This is a genomic window from Caminicella sporogenes DSM 14501 (genome assembly GCF_900142285.1).
GTDB classification, from domain to species: domain Bacteria; phylum Bacillota; class Clostridia; order Peptostreptococcales; family Caminicellaceae; genus Caminicella; species Caminicella sporogenes.
The window spans coordinates 1-18,079 of sequence record NZ_FRAJ01000026.1 but is presented as its reverse complement, the minus strand read 5'-3'; the positions used below and the strand labels follow the sequence as shown (position 1 = coordinate 18,079).

General features: G+C 30.1%; 13 protein-coding genes, 7 tRNA genes, 1 rRNA gene and 1 riboswitch. Of the genes, 5 read left to right on the top strand and 16 right to left on the bottom strand.

Going from position 1 to position 18,079, the window contains the following annotated elements; all coding sequences use genetic code 11:
• From BUA90_RS11505 to BUA90_RS11445, 13 genes are all read right to left on the bottom strand, one after another.
• Positions 1-75, bottom strand: a tRNA-Gly gene (locus BUA90_RS11505).
• Between the two features lie 8 nt (positions 76-83).
• Positions 84-167: transfer RNA gene (locus BUA90_RS11500), tRNA-Leu, on the bottom strand.
• An 8-nt stretch (positions 168-175) separates the two neighbouring features.
• Positions 176-251 (bottom strand) — tRNA-Thr (locus BUA90_RS11495).
• A gap of 130 nt (positions 252-381) precedes the next feature.
• Positions 382-458: transfer RNA gene (locus BUA90_RS11490), tRNA-Asp, on the bottom strand.
• Positions 459-541: 83 nt separating this feature from the next.
• A tRNA-Val gene (locus BUA90_RS11485) sits at positions 542-617 on the bottom strand.
• A gap of 3 nt (positions 618-620) precedes the next feature.
• Positions 621-695, bottom strand: a tRNA-Glu gene (locus BUA90_RS11480).
• Between the two features lie 4 nt (positions 696-699).
• Positions 700-774: transfer RNA gene (locus BUA90_RS11475), tRNA-Asn, on the bottom strand.
• A 403-nt stretch (positions 775-1,177) separates the two neighbouring features.
• Positions 1,178-2,875: a glutamine--tRNA ligase/YqeY domain fusion protein gene (locus tag BUA90_RS11470; protein WP_072968732.1), complete on the bottom strand. Its 1,698-nt coding sequence runs from the start codon at positions 2,873-2,875 to the stop codon at positions 1,178-1,180.
• Between the two features lie 298 nt (positions 2,876-3,173).
• A complete protein-coding gene (locus BUA90_RS11465; protein WP_072968729.1) occupies positions 3,174-3,752 on the bottom strand; it encodes a TetR/AcrR family transcriptional regulator in 579 nt (192 codons plus the stop codon).
• A 38-nt stretch (positions 3,753-3,790) separates the two neighbouring features.
• Positions 3,791-6,904, bottom strand: coding sequence for an efflux RND transporter permease subunit (locus BUA90_RS11460; RefSeq protein WP_072968728.1), 3,114 nt, complete (start codon positions 6,902-6,904; stop codon positions 3,791-3,793).
• Positions 6,904-8,040: an efflux RND transporter periplasmic adaptor subunit gene (locus BUA90_RS11455; protein WP_072968726.1), complete on the bottom strand. Its 1,137-nt coding sequence runs from the start codon at positions 8,038-8,040 to the stop codon at positions 6,904-6,906. The genes BUA90_RS11460 and BUA90_RS11455 overlap by 1 nt, the downstream gene beginning before the upstream one ends.
• A gap of 136 nt (positions 8,041-8,176) precedes the next feature.
• The gene (locus tag BUA90_RS11450) at positions 8,177-9,115 is read right to left on the bottom strand and encodes an SPFH domain-containing protein (protein ID WP_072968724.1); all 939 of its coding nucleotides are present in this window, start codon (positions 9,113-9,115) and stop codon (positions 8,177-8,179) included.
• A gap of 29 nt (positions 9,116-9,144) precedes the next feature.
• A complete protein-coding gene (locus BUA90_RS11445; protein ID WP_159430030.1) occupies positions 9,145-9,558 on the bottom strand; it encodes an NfeD family protein in 414 nt (137 codons plus the stop codon).
• 286 nt (positions 9,559-9,844) lie between these two features.
• Here BUA90_RS11445 and crcB point away from each other — a divergent pair, with 286 nt between their 5' ends.
• The 5 genes from crcB (at position 9,845) to ribH (ending at position 14,051) form a co-directional block, all read left to right on the top strand.
• Complete coding sequence (gene crcB, locus BUA90_RS11440; RefSeq protein ID WP_072968720.1) at positions 9,845-10,222, top strand: fluoride efflux transporter CrcB; 378 nt, start codon at positions 9,845-9,847, stop codon at positions 10,220-10,222.
• A gap of 81 nt (positions 10,223-10,303) precedes the next feature.
• Positions 10,304-10,420: riboswitch (FMN riboswitch) on the top strand.
• 146 nt (positions 10,421-10,566) lie between these two features.
• Positions 10,567-11,673, top strand: coding sequence for a bifunctional diaminohydroxyphosphoribosylaminopyrimidine deaminase/5-amino-6-(5-phosphoribosylamino)uracil reductase RibD (gene ribD, locus BUA90_RS11435; RefSeq protein WP_072968718.1), 1,107 nt, complete (start codon positions 10,567-10,569; stop codon positions 11,671-11,673).
• A gap of 29 nt (positions 11,674-11,702) precedes the next feature.
• Positions 11,703-12,356, top strand: a complete 654-nt coding sequence (locus BUA90_RS11430) for a riboflavin synthase (RefSeq protein ID WP_072968716.1) — start codon at positions 11,703-11,705, stop codon at positions 12,354-12,356.
• A 22-nt stretch (positions 12,357-12,378) separates the two neighbouring features.
• Complete coding sequence (locus tag BUA90_RS11425; protein ID WP_072968715.1) at positions 12,379-13,575, top strand: bifunctional 3,4-dihydroxy-2-butanone-4-phosphate synthase/GTP cyclohydrolase II; 1,197 nt, start codon at positions 12,379-12,381, stop codon at positions 13,573-13,575.
• Between the two features lie 14 nt (positions 13,576-13,589).
• The gene (gene ribH, locus BUA90_RS11420) at positions 13,590-14,051 is read left to right on the top strand and encodes a 6,7-dimethyl-8-ribityllumazine synthase (protein ID WP_072968713.1); all 462 of its coding nucleotides are present in this window, start codon (positions 13,590-13,592) and stop codon (positions 14,049-14,051) included.
• A 35-nt stretch (positions 14,052-14,086) separates the two neighbouring features.
• Here ribH and BUA90_RS11415 read toward each other — a convergent pair whose 3' ends face one another.
• From BUA90_RS11415 to rrf, 3 genes are all read right to left on the bottom strand, one after another.
• On the bottom strand, positions 14,087-15,784 hold the full coding sequence (locus tag BUA90_RS11415; protein WP_072968711.1) for a PocR ligand-binding domain-containing protein: 1,698 nt from the start codon (positions 15,782-15,784) through the stop codon (positions 14,087-14,089).
• A 100-nt stretch (positions 15,785-15,884) separates the two neighbouring features.
• Positions 15,885-17,543: a dihydroxy-acid dehydratase gene (gene ilvD / locus BUA90_RS11410; protein ID WP_072968710.1), complete on the bottom strand. Its 1,659-nt coding sequence runs from the start codon at positions 17,541-17,543 to the stop codon at positions 15,885-15,887.
• A 466-nt stretch (positions 17,544-18,009) separates the two neighbouring features.
• Positions 18,010-18,079, bottom strand: a 5S ribosomal RNA gene (rrf, locus tag BUA90_RS11405); the annotation flags it as partial.

The following is an 18,079-nucleotide window of genomic DNA, read 5'->3' as shown; positions in this document are numbered from 1 at the left end:
TGGAGCGGTAGAAGGGATTCGAACCCTCGACCCTCGCCTTGGCAAGGCGATGCTCTACCACTGAGCCACTACCGCATTAACATTGGTGCGGGTGGAGGGACTTGAACCCCCACGCACAAGGCACTAGATCCTAAGTCTAGCGCGTCTGCCAATTCCGCCACACCCGCATGCATAGTGGAGCTGGCGATGGGACTCGAACCCGCAACCTGCTGATTACAAGTCAGCTGCTCTACCAATTGAGCTACGCCAGCACAAATAATACAATGAATAATTAATAATGAATAATGAATAATTAATAATTAAAAAACAACAAATCATCAAATGATTTTAAGCTCTTCTAATATCTATTCATTATTCACTATTAACTATTAATTATTAGATTGGCGACCCGGAAGGGACTCGAACCCTCGGCCTCTAGCGTGACAGGCTAGCGTTCTAACCAACTGAACTACCGGGCCAAATCAAATACAAATTAAGAATTAAATATTATATTAAATTCTTCTCAATTACCAATTCTCAATTTTCAATTATTGATTGAATCTGGTGGGCGCAATAGGACTTGAACCTATGACCCCCTGCTTGTAAGGCAGGTGCTCTCCCAGCTGAGCTATGCGCCCGTTTGGTGACCCCTAGGGGATTCGAACCCCTGTTACCGCCGTGAAAGGGCGGTGTCTTAACCACTTGACCAAGGGGCCTTATTGGCTCCAGAGGTGGGACTCGAACCCACAACCTACCGGTTAACAGCCGGGTGCTCCACCATTGAGCTACTCTGGAATATTACCTTGTCGCATCGACAAGAATTATCTTACCACAACTTTTTATTTTTGTCTAGACAATTTTTTTATTTTTTTTGATTTTTTTTGATGGAATTTATTACAAAATACAATAAAATAATACTTATTAAATTAATCACTTTTTTATCAGTCTTAACTTTATCTAAAAATATAAAAAACATATTATATTATTTTGAAATTTTGTTATGTAAGGAAGTTATAACGAATGAACTTAAAAAACTGAAAATAAAAAAACAAAATTTCTCGAACCTAAAATTATAAATATACGCTGAAAACTTGATAAACTACCCAATATTTATAATAGATTTTAAAAAACAACGTAAATTTATAAAGCCCTAATCAAACTAAAATATTTGATTAAGGCTTTTTTGTTAATTTCTCTATTATTTTTTACTTGAAATTTTTTTCCATGAATCACGTAAAGCTACTATTCTATTAAAAACTAATTTATTTTCTGTTGTATTGATAGGATCAATTGAAAAATAACCATGTCTTAAAAATTGATACTTATCTCCCGGTTTTCCTTTTGCTACAAATGGTTCTAAATAACAATCTGTCAATATTTCTAATGAATTTGGATTTAATTTATCCTTCCAATCTGATTTTTCATCATCTTCATCTACATCTAATAAAAGTCTATCATACAATCGAACTTCTGCTTTTACTGCATGTTCGGCAGAAACCCAATGAATAGTACCCTTTGGTTTACGCTCATTAAAACCTGTACCACTTTTTGTTTTTGGATCATAAGTACAATGCAATTCAATAATTTCTCCAGTTTTTTCATCTTTTATTACTTCTTCACATTTGATGAAATATGCATTTTTTAATCTTACTTCTACTCCCGGAGAAAGTCTTTTATATTTTTTAGGCGGATTTTCCATAAAATCATCTTGTTCTATATAAACAATACGTGAAAATGGTATTTTTTTAGTACCCATTTCTGAATTTTCTTGATTAACTTCTGCCTCTAACCATTCTACTTGCCCTTCAGGATAATTTGTAATAACCACTTTTAATGGGCGAAGTACACCCATTACACGAGGTACTTTTAATTTTAAATCTTCTCTTATACAATGTTCAAGCATTGACATATCCACTACACTATTGCTCTTAGAAACTCCTACACGCTCTATAAAATCTTTTATAGCTTCTGGAGTATATCCACGTCTTCTTAACCCTGATATTGTAGGCATACGTGGGTCATCCCAACCATCAACATATCCTTCTTCAACAAGCTGTTTAAGCTTTCTTTTACTCATAACAGTGCCTGTTAAATTCAATCTTGCAAACTCAATTTGTTTTGGTGGATTTTCTATTTCACATTCTCTAAGCACCCAATCGTACAATGGTCTATGGTCTTCAAATTCCAATGTGCATAGCGAATGAGTTATTCCCTCTATAGCATCTTCTAACGGATGAGCATAATCATACATAGGATAAATACACCATTTATCTCCTGTTCTATGGTGAGTTGCATACTGTATTCTATAAAGTACAGGGTCTCTCATATTTAGATTTGGTGATGCCATATCTATCTTTGCTCTAAGTACTCTAGAACCTTCTTCAAATTCACCATTTTTCATTCTTTCAAATAAATCTAAATTCTCCTCTACTGAACGATTTCGATAGGGACTCTCTTTTCCCGGCTGAGTTAATGTTCCGCGATACTGCCTTATTTCTTCTGGACTTAAATCACAAACATAAGCTTTTCCTTTTTTAATAAGTTTTACAGCATATTCATAAAACTTATCAAAATAATCTGATGCATAGTATAAACGGTCTCCCCAATCAAATCCAAGCCATCTTACATCTTCTTTAATAGATTCTACATATTCAACATCTTCTTTAGTCGGATTTGTATCATCAAATCTTAAATTGCAAAGACCATTATACTTTTCAGCTGTTCCAAAATCTATACAAATAGCTTTAGCATGCCCTATATGTAAATATCCATTAGGTTCTGGTGGAAAGCGAGTATGAACTCTACCGTTATAAACACCTTCTTCAATATCTTTATCTATAATGTTATGTATAAAATTTGAAGATAAACTAGTATTACTTTCACCATCTTTTTTCATAATCTTATTCCTCCCTATACAGTTTTTTTATATTCATTATATATTTTACCATTAATTTAAAAAATAATTGTAAAACTTGGTATTAGTTAGTTTTTATATTTTACACTCAATATAAAATTTATATGACAAAAAATAATCAAGTATAATTTGTAATTCCGCCTAATAATTTAATATAGCTTTTGTTTTATTAATATTTAATGGTATCATAAAATTCATACATTTTCAAAGACCTATTCAAAATTATTAATACTCAATAGATAAAAATTGCCTACAAATTTAAATTGTAGGCAATTTTTATCTATTTCTTTATTCCATTTAAAAATAAATTAATAAAATCTTCTATGGTATATACTTTCTTATTTGAAGCAAAAAAACGTATTTCGTCTACTAAAAATTGATGAACTCCTCCTATAAAAGCTAAAGAAAAAAGATAAGCATCAATATTCTTAAAAATTTCTTTCTTTATACCTTCTTTAACTATATCTTCTATTAAAGATAATTTCCTGTTTCTTGCTTTTATAACTATTTCTCTTACTTCTTTCCCTATTTTATCTGCCTCTTGAAAAAATATATTTGCTATATTTCCATATTCAATCATCATTTCCTTTTCTGCTAAAACATATTTCTTTAATTTTTCTATTACATCATCTTCTTCATAAATCAAAAGTGTAACCTTCTTTAAATACTGTTCTATTCCAAACTTAACCATTTCTTCAAATACATTTTCTTTACTTTCAAAATACTCATATATCGTACCTTTCCCAACATTTGCTTCTTTAGCTATATCACTAACCTTTGCCTTATAAAAACCGTCTCTTCCAAAAATTTTGAATGCTGCAATTAAAATATCTCTCCTTTTTTCTTCACGATTATTCAATTAAACTCCCTCCAAAAACTAAATTGCTGCAACTAATTCTAAATAACTTCAATATCTTTTTTTCTTCTAAACATTTTCTTTATTTTATTTATAAAGTTATCAAAAGAGATATAAAGAACAGGTATAAATATAAGAGTTAACAGTGTAGAAAGCATCAAACCAAATATTACCACAGTAGCTAATGGTGCTTGAGCTTCTGCCCCTTCTCCAATTCCCAAAGCTAAAGGCAATAGTCCTAAAACTGTAGTTAAAGTCGTCATAAGTATCGGTCTTAATCTCGTAGGTCCTGCTTTAAGAACTGCCTTATCTCTACTTATACCTCTTTTTCTAAGCACATTAATATAATCAATTAATACTATGGCATTATTAACAACTATCCCAACTAACATTATAATACCTATTATTGATGGAACACTTAAAGTTCTCCTTGTAATAAATAATCCTATTAATCCACCTGCTACTGCTAGAGGCACTATAAACATAATGATAAAAGGATTTAACAGAGATTCAAATTGAGAAGCCATAATCATATATACTAGCAAAATTGCTAATAAAAGAGCCAGTGCTAAATCTTTAAATGCCTTAATCATTTCTTCTCTTTCTCCACCAAATTTATACTCATAACCTTTTGGCATTTTATAATTTTGTAGTTTTTCATTTATCTCTTTTGATATAGTACCTAAATCTCTCCCAGATATTTGACTTGTAATAGTAACAGTTCTTACTTGGTCATCTCTGTTTATTGTAACAGGTCCTTTTACTATTTCAAATTCAGCTACCTGCCCTAATGGTATATTTACTCCTAAAGGTGTTGCAATTAACAAATTTTCTAAATTATATAAACTTTCTTTTGCTTTTTCATCTCCAATTATTTTAACATCTATCTCCGTTCCATTATATTTATATTTTGTAGCAACAGTACCTGATACAAAAGATTTCACTGAAAAAGCAACTTGACCAGCTGTTAAACCATAATTTGATGCTATCTTTCTTTTTAATTTAATTCTAACTTCTGGTTTACCTTCTTCAAAACTTGATTTTACTTCTCTTGTTCCTTCAACACTTTTAACTATTTCTATAAAATCATCAGATACTTTTTTTAGTACATTAAGGTCATCCCCTCTTATCTCAATAGATATAGGTGTTCCTCCACCCATACCTTCTTCGCCTGAAGAAGCAGTAACTTCTATTTTAGCACCGGGTATATTTTTTGTAAATTCTCTTATTTCATCAGCCACTTCATTAGCAGATTTTTCTCTTGATTTTAAATCTACAAGTATTACATCTACATTAGCTACATTTTCTCCAGCACTATCTATAAGCCTTAAATTACTCCCTCCACCGATTGAAAAATTTGCACTATCTATTTCTCCTATACTCTTTATTTTTTCTTCTATTTCTTTAGCAATTTTATCTGTATCTTCTAAACTTGAACCTGTTGGAAGCTCAATTTGTATTCTAACTATTCCTTCATCCATAACCGGAAAAAATTCTTTACCTATAAAAGGAAAAGATGTCATCGAAAGAACAAATAACCCCAATACAATAAATATTATAGTTTTTCTATGATAAATAGAAAATTTCAGTATTCTTCTATACATTTTTTCTAAAATTTCAAAGAAATACTGCACTATATCAAAAATCTTTGTAAGAAATCCAAATTTTCTTCTACTATGTTTTTCTTCAACCCTTAGTATCTTTGAGGCTAACATAGGAACTAAAGTAATTGATACTAAAAGCGAAGATAAAAGTGAAAATGTAACTGTTAACGCTAAATCTCTAAAAAGTGTAGATGCAATTCCCTCTGTAAAGACTATAGGCAAAAATACAGCAATAGTCGTAAGAGTTGAAACTAATACAGCCATTCCAACTTCTTCTGCACCCAATTTTGCTGCTTCAACTCTTGAATACCCTTCTTCTCTGAATCTATAAATATTTTCAAGCACAACTATAGCATTATCTACAAGCATACCTATTCCAAGTGCCAATCCTCCAAGTGTCATCAAGTTAATAGTAATGCCTGAAAAATACATTATCGTAAATGTTGCTATAATGGAAATTGGTATAGAAGTTGCTATAATAAACGTACTTCTTATATTTCTTAAAAACAAATAAAGTATAAATACTGCTAATATACCACCTAATATTGCATTTTGTGATGTATTACTGATAGCATCATTTATATATTCAGATGTGTCTATTATCGTTTTGATTGTCAAATTTGGAAACTCTTTTTTTATTTTTTCAATTTCTTTATTGACTTTTTTAGCTACTAAAACTATATTTGCATTCGATTCTTTTTGAATAGACATATTTATAGATGGTTTGCCATTCATTCTATTTATAGTTTTAACATCTTTTTTACAAAGTTTAATTTGAGCTATATCTTTTAAATATATTACTCCACCTGAAGGAAGGACAATAGGTAGATTTTTTATTTCTTCAATGCTTTCAAACTCTCCAGTAGTTCTTAAAAGAAGCTCTCTATCTCCACTATAAACTTCTCCACCGGGAAGGTTTAAATTTTCATTTCTGATTATATTAGCTATTTGTGATAAAGATATTCCATATCCATTTAATTTTTCTTGAGATACTTTAATTCTTATTTCATCTTCATATCCACCAGAAATATTAACTGAAGCTACACCTTCTATTCTCTCTATACGATTTTGTATTTTATCTTCTATTAAATTTTGAAGCTTTGTTAAATCTCCACCATTTGAAAAAGCAATCTGAATTATTGGAAATGCATTTGGGTCTATCTTCATAACCATAGGACTTCCTGCATCATCTGGTAGTAATCTTTTAACAAGGTCTACTTTTTCTCTCATCTCAAGAGATGCAAAATCCATATCTACTCCAAAATTAAACTCGACAACTACTATAGACATTCCTTCACTCGATATAGATTTTATATTTTTTATATTACTAACTGTACTTAAACTCTGCTCTAATGGTTTCGTTATGAGATTTTCTATCTCTTCTGGCCCTACACCATCATATTCAGTCATTACTATTGCTACTGGAACTTCTATCTTTGGATATAAATCTACTTGAAGTTTAGAAAAAGAAACTACTCCAAGGGTTAAAATAATAAGCACCATCATTAAAATAGTTACAGGTCGCTTAACTGCCATATTAGATATTTTCATTATTTTTCACCTCTTACAATTGCGACTTTCTGACCATTTTCAATATAATCTTGACCTTTTACTATTACCTTATCATTTTCTGTTAATCCACTAATTATTTGAGTAAATTTACCATTTTCAATGCCAATTTCAACTTCCTTAAGCATTGCTACATCATTAATGACTACATATACATACTTTTTCCCATCAATATCTTTCACTGCCTCACTTGGAACAGAAAGTACTTTTTCCGCTTTTTCAATATCAAATGTTATTTCTGCAAACATTCCGGGTTTTATAAGTCCATCTTTATTATCTATTTCAACTTCAACAGGATAAATACCAGCTCTATCATCTGGTATAGGACTGACAGCTTTTACAATTCCCTTTAAAATTTTATCCGTAGCTACTTGTACCTTGACATTCACTTCCATATTCTTTTTTATTTTATTTATAATATTTTCTGAAACTCCAAAATTCACTGTCAGCTTATCTGTATTTACTATTCTCATAGCAGGCTGACTGCTTGTAATAAATTCATTTTCTTGAACATTAATAGCAGCAGCATAACCATTTATAGGAGATTTGACTATCGTTTTTTCAAGCTGAGAATATGCCTGATCTAATGACACTTTAGCTTGATTAACTTGAGCCTTAAGAACTTCTATCAATTTATCTGATGCTTTGAGTTTTGCTTGCTCATATTGCTGCTTTGATACGGCTCCTTCTTTATAAAGTTTTTTTATTCTATCAAAATTTATTTTGGCATTTTCTATTTGTTCTCTCTGACTCTCTAAATTTCTATTTGCCAATTCATAAGCTGCTTTTGCTTTTTCAATTTGTTTTCTTATATCTTCATCATCTAACATAAAAAGTACTTGCCCTTTGGAAACTTTATCTCCAAGTTTGACATTCACTTTCTTCACCTTAGTAGGAAATGAAATTTCAGACATTATCACAACATCTTCTACTCCGCTTAGCTTTCCTGATAAAGTATAAGAAATTGCTATATCTCTTTTAGCTACTTTTTCTACCTCTACAGGCTCAACTTCCTTCTGTATTTTAACTTTCACTACGGGTTCTTTAGCTTTTTTACCACAACTGCTTAACCCAACTACTAAAAATATTGCTAAAAATAATATTATAGCTTTTTTCATTATCCTTACCCTCCTAATTTTTTTATATTCCTACTGACCAGTCAGTCGGAAGTATGCAAGAATATTATAAATTAAATTCGTACTTATGTCTAGATAAAAAAAGAGAGTAGAAAAATACTACTCCCAAATTTCCATTTTAATTTTTTTCTTCGCCATTCTTTATTATCTCAGAAAGTGAAGTTGCAAGTCCAGCTAAAGTTTGAATTTCTGACGGTATTATTATTTTTGTTGCCTTACCATCTGCAACTTTAGCCAATGCCTCTAAACTCTTAAGAGAAATAACTTCTTTACTTGGTGCAGCTGCTTTTAACATTTTTAAACCTTCAGCAGTAGCTTCCTGTACTTTTAAAATAGCTTCAGCTTGACCTTCTGCTTCTCTGATAGCAGCTTCCTTTTTAGCTTCAGCTCTAAGTATAGCTGCCTGTTTTTCAGCCTCGGCTTCAAGAATTGCTGATTCTTTTTTACCTTCTGCTATAAGGATTGCTGATTTCTTTTCTCCTTCTGCTTTTAAGATTGCTTCTCTTCTCTCTCTTTCAGCTCTCATTTGTTTTTCCATAGCTTCTTGAATATCTGCTGGTGGAATTATATTCTTAACTTCAACACGATTTACCTTTATTCCCCATGGGTCAGTTGCTTCATCTAATATACTTCTCATTTTAGTATTTATAATATCTCTACTAGTTAAAGTTTCATCTAACTCCAGCTCTCCTATTATATTTCTAAGCGTAGTAGCTGTTAAATTTTCTATAGCTGCTATAGGATTATCTACACCATATGTATATAATTTAGGGTCAGTAATTTGAAAATAAACTACCGTATCAATCTGCATTGTAACATTATCTTTAGTAATAACTGGCTGTGGTGGAAAATCTACTACTCTTTCCTTTAAAGAAACTTTTTTGGCAACTCTATCTATCAAAGGAATTTTTACATGCAATCCAACATCCCATGTAGCTTGATAAGCTCCTAATCTCTCAATAACATAAGCATGTGCTTGAGGAACAATTCGAATATTTGAAACAACTAAAAAAATGGCAATAATTATAAGTAAAATCGGAATTATTAACGTACCCAACCTAAAAACCTCCCTTAAATATTTTATATTTATGAAATCTTCTTTACTATTAACTTTACCCCTTCTACTCTTACCACTTCTATCTCCAAATTTTCATCTATTTCTTTATCATCAATAGATTTTGCAGTCCATATTTGCCCAGAAACTTTAACTTGCCCAGTATTATAAGGTAATATCTTCTTTGTAACTATACCTGTCTTTCCTATAATGCTATTTACATTTGTCTTTGTAGCACCTATTTTAAGATATTCCTTTGCAATAGGTCTTGTATAATAGAGAAATACTCCTGCAGAAATCAAAAATATCAATATTTGAACTATAAATGGCAAATTAATTAATGCACTAATCATTGCTACTAATGCTCCTGCTGCAAACCATATTGTTGTAAGTCCTAACGTAAGAGCCTCTATTATTCCAAATATAACCGCTACAATTATCCACAAAATTGGATAGGAAATATTAAAATCAAAAATCCTCTTCAGCCCCCTTTCAATTTTATTTTTATTGAAATTCTATTCTAATTTATATATAATACCCTATATATAAATATACCCTATATTAACAGTCTATCACTTATTTCTTTATTGTATATAAATTTTATTTCTTTTAAGAAAAATTTAATATACTCTAATCTAAAATAACAAAAAATAAATTTATTTGATAAAATATCTTAAAATTGTTTTATAATATATTTACAAATAATATATTATTAAAAAATCGGAGGTCAAAATGTTACAAAAGATATTAGCTCTAGGAATAGGTGGATTTATAGGCAGTAATTTTAGATATTGGATTACTTTTTGGACACAAACACTATTTGGAAATAAATTTCCTCATGGAACTTTAATTGTCAATATTTTAGGATGCTTTATTCTCGGCTTTTTAACTGTATATGGCAATGAAATAACAAAATTAAGCTTAAATACAAAACTCCTATTAGGAACTGGTATGATGGGAGCATTAACTACTTTTTCAACTTTTTCTTACGAAACCATTAACCTAATAAGACAGTCAGATTATAGACTAGCACTAATAAATGTATTTTTAAATCTTTTTGTAGGATTTACAGCAGTTCTATTAGGATTTGAATTTGCTAAAAAAATATAAACCTTTTAATTTTAAAAAGAAATCATATACTACTTGACTTTTAAACAAATAAAATGTTAAGCTTTATATAAAAATAAATAATAAATCCTTCAGGGCAGGGTGAAATTCCCGACCGGCGGTACAGCCCGCGAGCCATAAAATGGCTGACCTGGTGAAATTCCAGGGCCGACAGTATAGTCTGGATGGGAGAAGGAATTATATTTTAAAAAATAATAAAATATATTACTTCAATTGTTTTATATATATGATTTTCAAGCCCTGATACTATGATTATCAGGGCTTTTATTTTTATTTAAAACTATTAACCTAAAGCATGAATTAAAATAATTTTGGAGGTTAATCTTATGAACACAAAATTTATGGAAAGAGCTTTTCAACTAGCTAAAAAGGGAGAAGGTTTTGTAAATCCAAATCCAATGGTTGGTGCCGTTATTGTAAAAAATAATACTATCATAGGTGAAGGCTACCATAAATATTTCGGTGGAAATCATGCTGAAGTCGAAGCATTAAATTCCATTATAGATAGCCCTGAAGGTGCTACTATGTATGTAACTTTAGAACCTTGTTCTCATTTTGGTAAAACTCCTCCCTGCACAGATGCAATAATAAAAAGCGGTATAAAAAAAGTTGTCATATCAATGCTCGACCCAAATCCTTTAGTATCTGGAAGAGGAGTTAAAAAACTAAAAGATAACGGTATTGAAGTAATAACCGGTATTTTAGAAGACAAAGCAAAAAAATTAAATGAAATTTTTATTAAATATATTACAAAAAAAATTCCTTTCTGCCTCATGAAATCTGCTATGAGCTTAGATGGAAAAATAGCAACTAAATTTTCAGACTCAAAATGGATTACAAACAAATTTTCAAGACAATACGTACATAAATTGCGTCATAAATATTCAGCAATTATGGTCGGTATAAACACTATTTTAATCGATGACCCACTTCTCACAGCCAGAATCCCTAACTTCAAAGCAAAAAATCCTATAAGAATAATTGTAGATACTAATTGTAAAATCCCATTAGATTCAAAAGTCGTAAAAACTATATCAAAGGCAAAAACTATAATAGCCACAACAAATTTAGCCCCTGAGGAAAAAATAGATAAGCTGAAAGAAAAAGGTGTAGATGTATTGATAATACCAACCAAAGATAATCGTGTAGACTTAAAAAAACTTATGGAAAATTTAGGTCAAATGGGTATAGACAGTGTTCTTTTAGAAGGTGGAGGTACACTTAACTATTCAGCTTTAAAAACAGGAATAGTTGACAAAATTAATTTTTTTATAGCACCCAAAATAATTGGAGGCTATTTAGCTAAAACAGCTGTAGAAGGAGATGGTGCTTCTCTAGTAAAGGACAGTTTTTCTATCAAGAACATTTCAATTAAAACTTTTGAAGATGACATTATGATTGAAGGATATGTCAACACTAGCTTTACATTCTAAATTGTAAATGTTAAAAGGGAGGTTTTCCTTTGTTTACAGGTCTTGTAGAAGAAATAGGAGTTGTTCAGTCAGTGATAAAAGGAAGTAAATCAGCAAAAATAGTAATAAAAGCAAAAAAAATACTTGAAGATATAAAAATAGGAGACAGTATATGTACTAATGGAGTCTGTTTAACCGTTACTGATTTTAATGATAATAGCTTTTCTGTAGATGTTATGGCTGAAACAATGAGAAAAAGTAATTTAAAAAAGTTAGTTCCCGGAAACAAAGTCAATCTCGAAAGATCTCTCAAATTAGGAGATAGATTGGGCGGCCACATAGTTAGCGGACACATAGATGGCACAGGTACTATACTATCTTTTGATAAAGAAGATAATGCCGTATGGGTCACTATAAAAACTACTCCGGAAATACTTAAATACATCATATACAAAGGTTCTATTACTGTAGATGGTATCAGTTTAACTGTAGCTTATATAGATAACAGCATATTTAAAGTCTCAATAATTCCACATACTAAGGTAGTTACAACTCTCCTTCATAAATCAATTGGAGACGAAGTTAATCTAGAATGTGATATAGTTGGAAAATATATTGAAAAACTTTTAAATCATAATAATGTTGCAGATAACAAATCAAATAGTATTAATATGGAATTTTTATCAAAACATGGATTCTTATAATTGAGCGGAGGTGCTTATTTTTATGAAATTTAATACTATACAAGAGGCTATTGAAGACATAAAAAAAGGTAAAATGATTATTGTTGTTGATGATGAAGATAGAGAAAATGAAGGTGACTTAGTTATAGCAGCAGAAAAAGTTACTCCTGAAGCAATAAATTTCATGGCTAAATATGCAAGAGGTCTTATATGTATGCCAATAATTCCTGAAAGACTTGAAGAATTAAATATTCCTCAAATGGTAAGTGAAAATACGGATACACATCATACTGCATTTACAGTTTCAATTGATGCTAAAGAAACTACTACTGGAATATCTGCATTTGAACGTGCTTATACAATAAAAAAAGTTTTAGATAAAAAGTGTAGTCCATCAGATTTTAAAAGACCGGGACATATATTTCCTTTAGCTGCAAAAAAAGGTGGAGTTTTAAAAAGAGCTGGACATACTGAAGCTGCAGTTGATTTAACTAAAATAGCAGGTCTTTATCCTGCTGGAGTAATATGTGAAATTATGAATGATGACGGTTCTATGGCTAGACTTCCAGAACTAATGGATTTTGCAAAAAAACACAATTTAAAAATAATAACTATAGCTGACTTAATATCATACAGAAGAAAAAATGAAATATTGATAAAAAGAGTTGCACAAGCAAATATGCCAACTAAATATGGAAATTTCATTATCTATGGTTATGAAGAATTGCTCACTTCAAATCATCATGTAGCTTTAGTAAAAGGAGACATATCTGGAAATGAACCTGTACTTGTAAGAGTTCATTCCGAATGTCTCACTGGTGATGCATTTGGTTCTATGAAATGCGATTGTGGAAAGCAACTTACTGCTGCTTTAAAAATGATTGAAGAAGAGGGAAAAGGAGTCCTCCTCTACATGCGCCAGGAAGGTAGAGGAATTGGTCTTATAAATAAACTTAAAGCATATCATCTTCAAGACCAAGGTTTAGATACTGTAGAAGCAAATTTAGCTCTTGGTTTTCCTGATGACCTTAGAGATTATGGAATAGGAGCTCAAATTCTCATTGATTTAGGTGTTAAAAATATTAAACTAATAACAAATAATCCAAAAAAAATTTCTGGTTTGTCAGGATATGGATTAAAAATAGTTGAAAGAATACCAATAGAAGTAGGCAGAAATAAAATAAATGAACACTACTTAATGACTAAAAAAGAAAAAATGGGACATATATTAAACTTTTAAAGGAGGAAAAATAAATGAAAGTTTACGAAGGAATGTTAGTTTCTAAAAACCAAAAATTTGGAATAGTTATTGGAAGATTTAATGAATTTATTGGAAGTAAACTCCTTGATGGAGCTTTAGATGGATTAAAAAGACATGGTGTGTTAGAAGATAATATTGAAATAGCTTGGGTACCAGGGGCTTTTGAAATTCCATTAGTTGCTAAAAAAATGGCGAAATCTAAAAAATATGATGCCATCATTTGTCTTGGTGCTGTAATAAGAGGCTTTACTCCTCATTTTGATTATGTTTCTAATGAAGTTTCTAAGGGAATTGCCAATGTATCTCTCGATACAGAAGTACCTGTAATATTTGGAGTTTTAACCACAGACACTATAGAACAAGCTATAGAAAGAGCTGGAACTAAAGCTGGCAATAAAGGATATGAAGCTGCATTAACTGCTATAGAAATGGCTAATTTATTAAAAGACATATAAAAATCACAGGCGTCTTTATATGACGCCTTATGCTTTTATAATTTGTTTTTCAATCTATATTCTCTAGGAGTATATTTTGTAATTTTTTTAAATATATGACTGAAATAACTGATATTATTATATCCCACTTTTTTGCTAATAACAGAAATTTTCATATCTGTATCTAATAAATATTCTTTTGCCTTTTCTACACGAACTTTGTTAATATAATCTGTTAAAGACATATTATTTTTTTCATTAAAAATTGTACTCAAATAGTTAGGACTAATATAAAAAACATCAGCAATAAAATTTAACGTCAAATCATTCATATAGTTATTTTTTATATATTCATTTACATTTGCAACTAAATTAGTAGAATTATCTAAAACTATACTCTTTAATAATCCTATACTCTCTTCAATAAAATCTATACCGCAATCCAACAGTTGAGAATAATCACAAGATTTATAAACTATTTCTTTATACTTTTGCCTTATTTTAGATAAAATCTCCAAATCTCCAACTTCTCTGTAAACAGTCCTAATTATTACAGTAAACATTTCATCAATAAAATCTTTCATACTTTTTATAGAAACATTCTCATATTCATAATGTTTTATAAAATCTTTAAAAACTTTAATACTCTCATCTTTATTTAAAGACTTAATTGCTTTTTCAAGTTGAATTTCAATTTCTAATGGATATTTTATATTATTTTTATATTCACAATCAAATCGTTCATTAAAATTTAATTTTTTAAAGGTTGAAGTAACCTTAGTTTTAAGCAATTTAATATGAGCTTCATTTAAAGCTTTTTCCAAATTCATTTTTTGCTGTGTCTTTTCTAATATCTCATTATTTTTTTCAATCAATTTTTGTTCTATAATATCTTTTTCAATTACATTTGAAATAAATTTAGAAAATATAGTTAATAATTCGCCTAAAGTATACAACCTGCTTTTAGGAACAATTGGTATAGAATCATACGCCATAATTAACTTTTCATAATCTATTCCCTTATTTTTAGCCATTAAATATATTTTTTCTTTTATATTTTCAGATTTATTTATTAATAAATGTCCGCATATCAAATATCCGATTATATTCTCGTTTAACAGTATAGGAACTAAAATACTTAAAACATTAAATTCACACATATAAATTTCATTTAATTCATTTGAATAACTATTTAAATAAAAATTTTTCTTTATGCAATTTCTATTATTACAGTATTTACAAAAAGAATTTAAATTAGTAATATCTGTTATGTTATTCTTTTTATCATCAGTAATTACGACTGAAAGTTTTAAAAGACTCGATATTTCTTCCTGCATTTCTTTCAACCGCTCTATGTCAATACTTTTTAATATATCATCTCTATTTAAAATTGATATATTTTGACTTATTTCCATAAACTTTGAAGGCGTATAAATTATTAAAAATACCAAATCACTATCTTCCGTATTTATCACTTCATGTTCTGAATAAGGTGGACAGTGAAGTATCATGTCTTTTTCAATTTTTTCTTCTTTTCCATTGACTTTGTGTATACCACAGCCTTGAATTACATATAGTATCTGTTCTTCTCCAAAATGAAAATGTTTATCATGTCTTTTTTTAGGAAAAATTTTTACTAAACCTGCACTTAATCTATGAGTCTCTATTTTAGGTTCATGAATCCACAAGACTTCTCCCCAATCAAAATATTGTATATCTTTATCCTCCTTTGCAAGTACATATTTATCTACCATTTTATAACCTCGCCTCTACTAATTAAACTTTTTATCTATTATAACATTTTAATAGATATATAATTTAAAAACTTATAGTAGAGGCAGATTATATTCAAAATTATTTTAATACTGCACCTGTATTAGCAGAAGTAACTAATTTAGCATATCTGGCTAAATAGCCCTTAGTCACTTTAGGCTTAGGCTTTACGAATTTTTCCCTACGTCTTTTAATTTCTTCTTCACTTAGTTTCACATCTAATTTTTTGTTTGAAATATCTATTTGTATTATATCTCCATCTTCTAAAAGAGCTATTAAACCACCTTCCATAGCTTCAGGAGAAATATGTCCTATAGCTGCTCCCCTTGTAGCACCTGAAAATCTACCATCTGTAAGAAGTGCAACATCTTTGTCTAATCCCATTCCCGCTATGGCAGATGTTGGAGATAACATTTCTCTCATACCCGGTCCACCCTTAGGTCCTTCATATCTTATTACAACTACATCTCCCTTTTTTATCTCTCCATTAAATATAGCTTTAACTGCTTCTTCTTCTGAATTAAAAACTTTTGCAGGTCCTTCATGTCTTAACATTTCTCTTGCTACTGCCGATTCTTTTACTACTGCTCCATCTGGAGCTAAATTACCCCTCAATATAGCTAATCCACCTTTATTTCTGTATGGATTATCTACAGAACGTATTACTTTATAATTTTTTACATTTTTATCTTTAATATTTTCTCCAACTGTATATCCCGTAACTGTAATTAAATTTTCATTAATCAATCCTTTTTTAAAAAGTTCATTCATAACAGCTGGTATACCACCTGCTAAATCTAAATCTTCCATATGATGTAAACCACTAGGACTTAACTTTGTTAAATATGGAGTTTTTCTGCTTATTTCATCAAATAAATCTAATTCTAATTTAATTCCTGCTTCATTTGCTATAGCAGTTAAGTGGAGTACAGTATTTGTAGAACCAGCCATTGCCATATCTACCGTAATTGCATTTTTAAATGCATCTAATGTCAAAATATCAAGAGGTTTAATATCTTTCTCTATACACTCCATAATCTTCATTCCTGCATATTTTGCCAATCTTATCCTTTCCCCAGAATCAGCCATAGCTGTCCCATTATAAGGCAGTCCCATTCCCAAAGCTTCCGTAAGGCAATTCATACTATTGGCAGTAAATAAGCCCGAACACGCCCCACATCCGGGACAAGCTCTTTTAGCAACTTCTTCCAATTCTTCCTCTGTAAATTCCCCTTTTTGATAAGTTCCCACCTTTTCAATGCAAGTACTAAAATCAATATCTTGTCCTTTATATTTTCCTGCTCTCATTGGTCCGCCACTTACTACAATTGATGGAATATTCAATCTAGCTGCAGCCATAAGCATTCCCGGAATTATTTTATCACAATTAGGTATTAAAACTAATCCATCAAATCCATGTGCTATTGCCATAGCTTCAATAGAGTCTGCAATTAATTCTCTACTTGCAAGAGGATATTTCATACCTTCATGTCCCATAGCTATGCCATCACATATCCCTATCACAGGAAACTCTATAGGCGTTCCACCAGCCATAGCTACTCCAATTTTTACTGCATCTGCTACTCTATCCAAGTGAATATGACCTGCAATAATTTCATTGTGAGCATTTACTACACCTATAAGTGGCCTATCTATTTCTTCTCTTGTATAACCCATTCCATAAAACAATGCCCTTGCTGGAGCTCCTTTTGATCCTTTTTTTATAAAATCACTTCTCATATACTTTGCCTCCTTATTAAAACTCTTTATATATCAATGCCAAATATCTATTAAAACTTCAATTTCACAAATAAAATTTGTAAACAATTATACAATACTTAAATATTAAAAATTTACATAAAAGAATTTAATTTCTTATATGTAAATTTATCAAAATCTTATTAAAAATTATAAATATATTAGTTCTCAGTTCTTAGCTCTCAGCTATCAGCATTTTTAAAGTTAGTTTTTTAAGTCTTTTAAAACACTTTAAAATTTTTTAGGAATAATAGTTAATAGTAAGTGGCAAGTAGTTAGTGATAAAAAAAATCTCTTGCTACTAACACTAACAACTAACTTAATTCTCAACTCAAATTTATTACTCTAAAGTCTTTTAATTCTTAATTTTTAATTCCCCTGTTTGAATTTTTTAGCAAAAAAAACAAAATCCTCTGAAGAATTTTTAAATTCCTCAGAGGATTTTTATAACCGGCAACGACCTACTCTCCCAGGCGGTCTCCCACCAAGTACCATCGGCGCTGAAGGGCTTAACTTCT

Coding starts and splice junctions, on each gene's coding strand:
- BUA90_RS11470 (WP_072968732.1), bottom strand. CDS start 2,875: ATGAAAAAAGATGGTGAAAGTAATACTAGTTTATCTTCAAATTTTATA.
- BUA90_RS11460 (WP_072968728.1), bottom strand. CDS start 6,904: ATGAAAATATCTAATATGGCAGTTAAGCGACCTGTAACTATTTTAATG.
- BUA90_RS11455 (WP_072968726.1), bottom strand. CDS start 8,040: ATGAAAAAAGCTATAATATTATTTTTAGCAATATTTTTAGTAGTTGGG.
- crcB (WP_072968720.1), top strand. CDS start 9,845: ATGTTACAAAAGATATTAGCTCTAGGAATAGGTGGATTTATAGGCAGT.
- ribD (WP_072968718.1), top strand. CDS start 10,567: ATGAACACAAAATTTATGGAAAGAGCTTTTCAACTAGCTAAAAAGGGA.
- BUA90_RS11425 (WP_072968715.1), top strand. CDS start 12,379: ATGAAATTTAATACTATACAAGAGGCTATTGAAGACATAAAAAAAGGT.
- ribH (WP_072968713.1), top strand. CDS start 13,590: ATGAAAGTTTACGAAGGAATGTTAGTTTCTAAAAACCAAAAATTTGGA.
- BUA90_RS11415 (WP_072968711.1), bottom strand. CDS start 15,784: ATGGTAGATAAATATGTACTTGCAAAGGAGGATAAAGATATACAATAT.
- ilvD (WP_072968710.1), bottom strand. CDS start 17,543: ATGAGAAGTGATTTTATAAAAAAAGGATCAAAAGGAGCTCCAGCAAGG.